At 43.0% G+C, this 6,442-nt stretch carries 1 protein-coding gene and 3 pseudogenes; all 4 read left to right on the top strand.

Annotation, left to right across the window (positions count from 1 at the left end):
- Positions 1–104: 104 nt before the first annotated feature.
- Positions 105–2,763: pseudogene (gene mutS, locus JCM10991_RS12950) on the top strand (DNA mismatch repair protein MutS).
- A gap of 15 nt (positions 2,764–2,778) precedes the next feature.
- A pseudogene (gene mutL / locus JCM10991_RS15730) lies at positions 2,779–4,766 on the top strand (DNA mismatch repair endonuclease MutL).
- 1 nt (position 4,767) lies between these two features.
- Positions 4,768–5,375, top strand: a pseudogene (gene ruvA / locus JCM10991_RS12940) (Holliday junction branch migration protein RuvA).
- Positions 5,376–5,387: 12 nt separating this feature from the next.
- The gene (gene ruvB / locus JCM10991_RS06380) at positions 5,388–6,392 is read left to right on the top strand and encodes a Holliday junction branch migration DNA helicase RuvB (protein WP_025020886.1); all 1,005 of its coding nucleotides are present in this window, start codon (positions 5,388–5,390) and stop codon (positions 6,390–6,392) included.
- Positions 6,393–6,442: the final 50 nt, after the last annotated feature.

The raw sequence follows: 6,442 nt of genomic DNA, 5'->3' as shown, positions 1-6,442 counted from the left end.
GGGGGTAGTTGACGTGAGTTATTTTTGGCAAGCGGGACAGGTGCTAAATACGGCTAAAAATGATAGAATAGATAATTGACAGTAAGTGGAAAGGACGGTTGGTTATGCCAGAAAAAACCAAGCACACGCCAATGATGCAACAATACTTGGCGGTTAAAGAACAATATCCCGATGCCTTCTTATTTTACCGGATGGGTGACTTTTACGAAATGTTCTTCCAAGATGCCGTACAAGCGGCCAAGATTTTGGAGTTAACCTTAACGGCGCGGAATAAAAATGCTGACAATCCTATTCCCATGTGTGGGGTACCCCACCATGCGGTGCAAAACTATATCGATATTTTAGTGGACCAAGGTTACAAGGTTGCGATTTGCGAACAAGTCGAAGACCCTAAAAAAGCCAAAGGTATGGTCAAAAGAGAAGTGACCCAGTTGGTGACCCCCGGAACCATTGTAGACAACAGTGGTAAAGATGCCAAAAGTAACAATTATTTAACCGCTTTACATTATGAAAATGACCGTTACGGCTTTGCTTATGTTGATTTAGCTACCGGAGAAATTCATGTTGCTAGTCTTCAGGGGTTAGATAGCCTACAAAATGAACTTTTGGCCTTAGCAACCAAAGAAATTGTGGTAGATCAAAGCTTACCAACTGTGGCGAGTGAACTCTTAGAAAGCTTGAAAATCTTGATTTCTCACCAAGACGATTATCAAGTTCAAGCTGAATTTTCTTATGTCTTACAAGCGTTGGAAAATTCCGAAGAACTGGAAGCTACTAAGCATCTTTTGATGTATTTGAGCGTGACTCAAAAGCGGGCCTTGGCTCACCTTCAAAAGGCACGTCATTACGAACCTAACCACTTTTTGAAGATGGATTACCGAGCCAAGGCTAACTTAGATCTTTTGGTTAATGCTCGTACGAAGAAAAAGTCAGGAACGCTACTTTGGCTTTTGGATGAAACCAAAACAGCATGGGTGGTCGCCTTTTAAAACAATGGATTGAACGGCCATTATTAAACCAAGGGGAAATTGAGGCTCGCCAAGCGCGGGTGGCGTCTTTTTTGAATCATTTCTTTGAAAGAACTAATGTTCAAGAAGATCTTAACTCTGTTTACGATTTAGAACGGCTCGCAGGGAAGGTCGCTTTGGGCAGTGTTAACGGTCGCGATTTGATTCAGTTGAAGAATTCTCTCTTAGCGGTGCCAAAGTTACGTTATACCTTGGAAACACTTGATGAAGGTGAATTTAGTGGTTTATTGGCGGATCTAGATCCGGTCGAAGAAGTCGCTGATTTAATTGAACAAGCTTTAGTTGATGAACCACCTTTATCGATTACCGAGGGTAATTTGATTCGCGATGGTTACAATTCTCAATTAGATGAATACCGTGATGCGCTGCAAAATGGAAAGCAATGGCTGGCCCAATTAGAAGCCAATGAACGGGAAAAGACTGGAATTTCTAACTTAAAAGTTGGTTTTAACCGCGTTTTTGGTTACTATATTGAGATTAGTAAGGGTAACCTGGCCAAGCTGGATGAGAATCGCTACCAAAGAAAGCAAACTTTAGCCAATGCCGAGCGCTTTATCACTCCTGAATTAAAGGAAAAGGAAGCCTTGATTTTAGGAGCAGAAAGTAAGGCTGGTGATTTAGAATACGAAATTTTCACCCAAATTCGTGACCAAGTTAAAGATGAAATTCAAAGATTGCAAAAGTTGGCTCGGGCGGTGGCGCAAATTGATGTTTTGCAAGCTTTTGCGGTTGTCAGTGAAAATTCTGGTTTTGTGAAACCGGAATTTACAGCAGCAAAAAATCTACAAATTAAGGAAGGTTGGCACCCAGTGGTGGAAAAGGTTGTTGGTAAGCAATCATATGTACCTAACGATGTAATTATGGATGCCGACACAGAAATTCTTCTGATTACTGGTCCTAACATGTCCGGGAAGTCAACTTACATGCGACAACTAGCTTTGACGGTCGTGATGGCGCAAATCGGATGTTTTGTACCAGCCAAAGCGGCTAAGATGCCGATTTTCGACCAAATCTTCACCCGGATTGGGGCGGCTGATGACTTAATTTCGGGGGAATCTACTTTCATGGTTGAAATGAAGGAAGCCAACCAGGCTTTAAAAAATGCAACCCCAAACAGTTTGCTTTTATTTGATGAAATTGGGCGAGGAACAGCAACTTACGACGGAATGGCTTTGGCCCAAGCAATTATCGAGCATGTCCATAATCATGTTAAAGCTAAGACGCTCTTTTCAACACACTACCATGAACTAACCGTCCTAGACCAAAGTTGGATCATTTAGAAAACGTCCATGTTGGTGCGATTGAAAAAGATGGTCACTTGGTTTTCTTGCACAAGATGCAAACTGGTCCGGCTGATAAGTCTTATGGGATTCATGTGGCACGCCTAGCCGGGATGCCAGATCAGCTTTTAAGTCGGGCGGATGTCATCTTGGCTTCCTTAGAAGGACAAGCCAAGCAAGCACCTGAAGCCAAAGTAGCTACTGAAGATGAGCAGTTAACAAAGACGTCAGAAACTTCCCAGGTTGATCAAGTTTCTGAAAGCAATAATTTAATTATGGAAGAAAATGGTCAATTGGCCTTATTTGAAGAACCGCAAGTGGTGCCAGCAAGTAAGTTAAATAAACGGCAAACTAAAGTCTTAGATCAATTAAGTGATTTGGATTTAATGGGGATGACGCCACTGGACTTGATGAACCAAGTTTATCAGTGGCAAAAACAATTACGAAAAAAATAGCGAAAGGAATAGGATATGGGTAAGATTCACGAATTAAGTGCGGTGTTAGCCGATCAAATTGCGGCCGGGGAAGTTATTGAAAATCCGGCCGCCGTTGTGAAGGAATTAGTGGAAAACTCCCTGGATGCTGGCAGTCATAGAATTGATATTATCTTAGAAGAGTCAGGCTTAGCGACCATTCAAGTTATTGATGATGGTAGTGGGATTGCGGTAGATGATTTGGCCCTGGCCTTTAAACGTCATGCCACGAGTAAAATCACTGGTAAAAAGGATTTATTTCGGGTTCAAACGCTGGGCTTTCGGGGTGAAGCCCTCCCCAGTATTGCTTCGGTAGCCGATGTAATTGTTGAGTCTAAGACTACTGCCGCTTCAGCTGGAGCCATGATTCACTTGCGCGGCGGCGAAATTTTAGCTCAAGAAGCAGCAGCTAGTCGCCAAGGAACACAAATTACGGTCCGTGACCTTTTCTTTAATACCCCAGTGCGCTTGAAGTACTTGAAATCACCCAATACTGAATTAGCCAATATCACCGATATTGTCAATCGCTTGGCCTTGGGGCATCCGGAGGTGGCCTTTTCCCTCACACATAATGGTCGGTCACTATTACAAACAGTCGGTAATGGTAAGCTTCAGCAAGTTTTGAGTGCCATTTATGGGGTGACGACGGCTCGGCAGATGATTCCTGTGGGCCGCCAAGACCAAGATTTTCAGATAAGTGGCTTTGTCTCCTTACCGAAATTAACCCGGGCCAGTCGCAATTATATTTCTTTATTAATTAATGGCCGTTATGTCAAAAGTCATACCCTTTTACGGGCGGTGGCGGCGGGTTATGGTTCCAAATTAATGGTAGGGCGCTACCCTTTAGCGGTTTTAAATATTGAACTTGATTTCCAATTAGTCGATGTTAATGTTCACCCCACTAAACAAGAAGTGCGGATTTCTAAAGAAGAGCAGTTGGCCCAACTGATTAAGGCAGCCATCCAAGCTAGTTTGCCCCCGAAAATTTAATCCCTAAGGCTCTGGATAATTTACCAGCGAAAAAGGCTAAAGTTTTGGCAGAAAAAGTCGGGGAGGGCAATCGCGTTTACCAAACGTCGTCACCATCTTTACCTAGTCGCCAGCAGGTCAATCAGCTCTTAACGGGGCAAGCCGTTGGCCCCCAGGCGCCTAAAGCCAAGTCAACCCCAGTGTCGGTCAAGTTTAACCAGTTAGAAATCAAGGATCAAAAGCAACTAACTTTACCGGCTATCCAGGCTTGGGACCAGCGCTTTGGCTTACAAACAGTCAGCCAAAATAATCCTATTAGTTCACCAGTTGTGTCGACGCAACCAGCTAAGACTGAAGAAATAAGTCTAGAACTCGATAATGATGTGTCTAATTCTGCGGAGCCGAGATTTCCTAAATTACGTTATATTGGTCAATTACACGGTACCTATTTGTTAGCAGAAAGTGAAGCGGGATTATACCTTGTTGACCAACACGCCGCTCAAGAACGGGTTAACTACGAGTTTTACCGCCAAGAAATTACTAAGGTGGGGCTTGCCCAACAGAAGTTACTCTTACCGATTGTTTTGACTTATCCTACCAGTGACTGTTTAAAAATTGAACAACACAAAGAAGATTTGTTAGCATTGGGAGTACAATTGGAAGATTTTGGACCGAATACTTATATTATTCACCAACATCCAGCTTGGTTTAAAGCTGGACAAGAAGAGGACACAATTCGGGAGATGATTGATTATCTTTTAGAAAATCAGCACTTGACTCTGGCACAGTTTAGAGAAAAAACGGCTATTATGATGAGTTGTAAGCGGGCAATTAAGGCTAATTTTCATTTAAATGATCAACAAGCTCGTGCTCTTTTGGCTCAATTACCGGATTGCGAGAATCCCTTTAATTGTCCACATGGCCGGCCCGTGGTAGTTTCTTTTTCCAATCAGGATTTAGAAAAGATGTTTAAACGAATTCAAGATAGTCACGAAAGTATCAATAAGCGAGGATAATATGTACGAATATATTATGGGAAAAATCACCATGGTTAGTCCGCTCTACATTGTGTGTGAAAACAATGGCATTGGCTACCAAATTTTTACTGCCAATCCTTTTTCCTTTCCTGAGGGAGAAGAGAGGCGAGTTTATGTCTACCAAGCCGTTAGAGAAAATGACATTACCCTTTATGGTTTTCGGACCGCTGCGGAAAAACAGCTTTTTTTAAAGTTGATTAGTGTTTCCGGAATTGGTCCAAGAGTGCCTTAGCGATCTTAGCTAGTGATGATCACCAAGGTTTAATTACGGCGATTAATGCCGATGATGATGGTTACTTGGTCAAATATCCCGGAATTGGTAAAAAGACCGCTAAGCAAATCGTCTTAGATCTCAAGGGTAAACTTGACGACTTAGTTGGTCAAAACCAAGTCTTACCAGGTCAACAAAGTTTATCCTTAGAAAATAAGGCGGAAGATCCAAAACTAGCAGAAGCGATGGAAGCTCTTCAGGCCTTAGGTTACCGCGCAACTGAAATTAAGAAGATTCAAAAGAAGATGGCCGACTTCAAAGCTGAAGAAACAAGTGCTTATTTACGCCAAGCCTTGAAGATTATTAATCAAAAATAGGGGGAGGATTTTGTGGAAGACGATAGAATTATTTCGGGGAAAAGTGAAGGCTTCGAAGAAGTAAATAGCGAACTAAGCCTCCGTCCCCAATATTTAAATCAATACATCGGTCAAGAAAAACTCAAAAATGAAATCGCCGTGTATATCAAGGCCGCTCAAAAAAGAGAAGAAGCCCTCGACCATGTGCTTTTATATGGACCGCCAGGTTTGGGGAAGACAACCCTGTCATTAGTCATTGCTAATGAATTGGGGGTAAATATCAAGACTACTTCGGGTCCGGCTATTGAAAAGCCAGGGGACTTGGTGGCCTTATTGAGTGAATTAAATGCTGGTGATGTCTTATTTATTGATGAAATTCACCGCTTGCCTAAAAATGTCGAAGAAATCCTTTACTCCGCGATGGAAGACTATTTCATCGATATTATTGTCGGCCAAGATGCAACGGCCCATGCGGTACACTTCCCTTTGCCACCCTTTACCTTAATTGGGGCAACCACCCGGGCAGGAATGTTATCAGCGCCTTTACGGGATCGTTTTGGAATTGTTGGCCACATGAATTACTATACCGAAGAAGAATTAACGAACATCGTCTATCGCTCGGCCCAAGTTTTGGCTAGTGAAATTAGTGCCAAAGGGGCGCATGAAATTGCTCGACGTTCGCGGGGGACTCCGCGGGTCGCTAACCGGCTTTTAAAACGGGTGCGTGATTTTGCCGAAGTGGCCGAAAAAGATCAAATTGATGATGAAATCAGTCGTTACGCCCTAGATTTACTGCAAGTGGATAAAGTGGGGCTAGATGCGACCGACCGCAAGATGTTAACTACCATGATTGAACTTTATCAAGGCGGACCAGTCGGTTTAACCACTATTGCGGCCAATATCGGGGAAGAAACGGATACGATTGCTGATATGGTAGAACCATATCTTTTACAGTTAGGCTTTTTAAAGCGGACTCCGCGGGGGCGGGTCGTGACGGCAGCGGGCTATGCCCATCTTGGTTTGCGTCCAAGTGAATAAGAGATGCATTCAACCTATAGTAATTGTGACCAAAGTTTGGTAAAGTATTA

Source organism: Ligilactobacillus equi DSM 15833 = JCM 10991, from assembly GCF_000615765.1.
GTDB lineage: Bacteria > Bacillota > Bacilli > Lactobacillales > Lactobacillaceae > Ligilactobacillus > Ligilactobacillus equi.
The sequence above is the reverse complement of the archived record's forward strand: the minus strand, read 5'-3'. Positions and strand labels throughout refer to the sequence as shown.